4 protein-coding genes are annotated in these 3,133 nt (G+C 71.8%); 2 read left to right on the forward strand and 2 right to left on the reverse strand.

Annotation, left to right across the window (positions count from 1 at the left end):
• Positions 1–70: 70 nt before the first annotated feature.
• Positions 71–601, reverse strand: a complete 531-nt coding sequence (locus DMC18_RS22155) for a phosphoribosyltransferase (protein ID WP_110118024.1) — start codon at positions 599–601, stop codon at positions 71–73.
• 15 nt (positions 602–616) lie between these two features.
• Positions 617–1,579, reverse strand: coding sequence for an MJ0042-type zinc finger domain-containing protein (locus DMC18_RS22160; RefSeq protein ID WP_110118025.1), 963 nt, complete (start codon positions 1,577–1,579; stop codon positions 617–619).
• Positions 1,580–1,636: 57 nt separating this feature from the next.
• Between DMC18_RS22160 and ftsE the strand changes: the two genes are divergently transcribed.
• Both ftsE and DMC18_RS22170 read left to right on the forward strand, forming a co-directional pair.
• On the forward strand, positions 1,637–2,368 hold the full coding sequence (gene ftsE, locus DMC18_RS22165; RefSeq protein WP_199228307.1) for a cell division ATP-binding protein FtsE: 732 nt from the start codon (positions 1,637–1,639) through the stop codon (positions 2,366–2,368).
• Positions 2,368–3,133, forward strand: a 766-nt coding sequence (locus DMC18_RS22170; protein ID WP_110133315.1) for an ABC transporter permease, incomplete at its 3' end; no start/stop codon positions are given. The genes ftsE and DMC18_RS22170, both read left to right, overlap by 1 nt.

Consider the following 3,133-nt stretch of genomic DNA (forward strand, 5'->3'; position numbering starts at 1 on the left):
ACGTGGGAAATCACATCCCCCTCCGTCGGCTTCGCCGACACCTCCCCCGTCAGGGGGAGGGTCCTAACGCCTAGTCCAGCGCCCCAATATACGGCAGGCCGCGGCTCTTGCCTTCGTCGTCGAGGCCGTAGCCGACGAGGTAACGGGCCGGGGCTTCCCAGGCCACGAAGTCGGGCTCCATGCCGCGCGAGGTCGGCCAGGGCTTGCGGGCGAAGACGGCGGTCAGGACTTCGCTGGCGCCGGCGTCCTTCACCAGGCGGGCGGCTTCCGACAGCGACAGGCCGGTGTCGAACACGTCGTCGACCACCAGGGCGCGACGGCCGACCAGCGGGCGCTGGAGGTCGGCGCGCACTTCGCAGCGGCCGGTGCTCTTGCGCTCGTCATGGTACGAGGCCAGCCACAGGGCGTCGAAACGGACGTTGCGGCCGGCCTTCCACAGGGCGCGGGTCAGGTCGGCGGCGAACCACAGGCCGCCGGTCAGCAGGCAGACGGCGACGGTGTCGTCGTCGATACGCGGCGCGATCTGACGGGCCAGGGCCTCGACCCGCTCGGCGATTTCTTGCTCTGAAATGAGCACTTCGGGGCGGGCGGGATCGGTCATGTCAGGGGATCTTGGTCAATGATGCTCGGCGGGAGCCGCTTCGGCCGCTCCGGTCTCATGACCAGGGGCGTCATGTCCAGCCCCTTCGGCCGCGGAATCCTCCGTATGCCCCTCGGCGGCGGCATGATCCTCGGTGGGCGTGTCCTGGGCGCCGCGCAGTTCCGGCTCGCCATGGCCGCCCTCGGCCGCGCGCAGGCCGGTCTTGACCGCATGGCCCGCGCCCTTCTCGACCGCGAAGGCGATCTCCAGCACCTGGGCGCTGGACGGCGGGTTCAGCAGGACGACCGAGAAGTGGCGGGTCTGGCCCGGCGGAATGGTCGGGTCGGCGGCGGCGGCCAGCTGGCCGGCCACGCGCTTCTGGGCCTTGTTGAGCAGGGCTATGCGCAGCGGCGGCGCCTGCACCGGCTTTTCGGTGATGTTGCGGATCACGCCGGTGATGGTCAGGGCGGCGCGGCCGTCCTGCATCGTCGGCTCGGCCCGGATGCTGTTTTCCTCGACGATCAGGCCGATGGTGTTGATCGGCGCGCCGACCATGGCGTAGGCGCCGGCCGTGCTCGGCCAGAGCTTGCCGATGTTGAGGCGGAACACCCCGGCCCCGACCAGCACCACCACCATCACCGCGACCATGCCGCCCCAGACGATGCCGGTGGTCTTGGCTTCCTTCAGGCGGCGTTCGGCGTCGGCGCGGGCGCGGAACACCTTGGGCAGTTCCTCGCCCGGCAGGGCGCTGACCGGCGGCTCGGGCTCGGGCGTGTCGTCGAGGGCGTGCAGGGGATCCAGCGCCGCGGCCGCGGCGGCCCCGTCGTTGGCCGGCGCAACGGCCGGCGGCGCATCGAACAGCTCTTCGTCGGCGGCGTTTTCGTTACGCGCGGTCCAGCGCGCGCCGCACGAGGCGCAACGCACGACACGACCGGTCGAACCGACCTTGGCGTCGTCGACGAAATAGCGGCTGGCGCACTCCGGACAGGTCAGTATCATGGCCGCGAATCGGTCATCCCCGCTTTACAGCATTGGAGGTCGCCGATTTTAACCCTGATGTCCAGAAACCCCATCGACACACCCGTGCGGACCGGCGCAGATCAGGACCTCGACGCCGTTCCCGTGGTCCGTTTCGAAGGCGTCTCGATGCGCTACGGACGGGGCCCCGAAACCCTGCGCGACGTCGGCTTTTCCCTTGCCTCCGGGTCGTTTCACTTCCTCACCGGCGCCTCGGGCGCGGGCAAGAGCTCGCTGCTCAAGCTGATCTACCTGGCGCATCGTGCGTCACGGGGTCGCGTCGAGCTGTTCGGGCGCGACATCAGCCTGGTCCACGCCGGCGACCTGCCCTTCCTGCGCCGCCGCATCGGCGTGGTGTTCCAGGAATTCCGCCTGCTGGAGCACCTGTCGGTGTTCGACAACGCCGCCCTGCCCCTGCGCATCGCCGGCCGCAAGCCCAACACCTATCGCGACGACGTCGCCGAGCTACTGCACTGGGTGGGCCTGGGCGAGCGCATGCACGCCCTGCCGGCCACCCTGTCGGGCGGCGAGAAGCAGCGCCTGGCCATCGCCCGCGCCGTGGTCGACCGGCCCGACGTGCTGCTGGCCGACGAACCGACGGGCAATGTCGACCCGGCGATGTCGCTGCGGCTGCTGCGCCTCTTCGTCGAGCTCAACCGCCTGGGCACCACGGTGCTGATCGCCACCCACGACGAGGAGCTGGTCGCCCGCGCCGCCCGCCCCGTGCTGCACCTGGAGCATGGCCGCCTGATCGAGCCGGGCGAGGCGTGATGAGCGGTCCCTTCGACATCAACCGCTGGAAACCCGGCCCGCTGCTGCCGCCGCGCGACGCCCGCGACGGGGCGCTGGTCTTCGTCGTCGCCGTGCTGTGCTTCCTGGCCTGCCTGACCGCCCTGGCCGCCCTGGCCGCCAACCGCGCCGCCGAGGGCTGGAGCGCCCAGCTGACCGGCTCGGCCACCGTCGTCGTCCGCGCCAAGGCCGGCGAGACGCCCGACAGCGCCGCCGCCCGCGCCGCCGAGACCCTGGCCGGGGTCAAGGGCGTCACCCAGGCCCAAGCCCTTACCAAGGACAAGGCCGAGGCCCTGCTGGAGCCGTGGATCGGCCGCGACGCCCTGGTCGCCGACCTGCCGACCCCACGCCTCGTCACCCTCGACCTCGATCCCAAGGCTCCCGCCTCCGCCGAGACCCTCACCAAGGCCCTGAAGGAGGCCGCGGTGGACGCCATCGTCGACGACCACAGCCGCTGGATCGCCGACATCGAGCGCGGCGCAGGCCTGGCCCGCTGGGCGGCGCTGGGGGTCTTCGCCCTGATCGCCGCCGCCGCCGCCGCCGTCATCACCTTCGCCACCCGGGCGGGCCTCGCCGCCCGTCACGAAGTGATCGAGGTGCTGCACCTTTCCGGGGCCGAGGCCGGCTTCATCGCCAGGCTGTTCCAGAACCGTTTCGCGGCCATGGCCGCCAGCGCGGGCTTGCTCGGCGGCGCGGCCGCGGTCATCGTCGGGGTGACGGCGCGGCTGGCGGGGGGCGGCACGGGCC

The organism is Caulobacter sp. D5 (assembly GCF_003185805.1).
GTDB lineage: Bacteria > Pseudomonadota > Alphaproteobacteria > Caulobacterales > Caulobacteraceae > Caulobacter.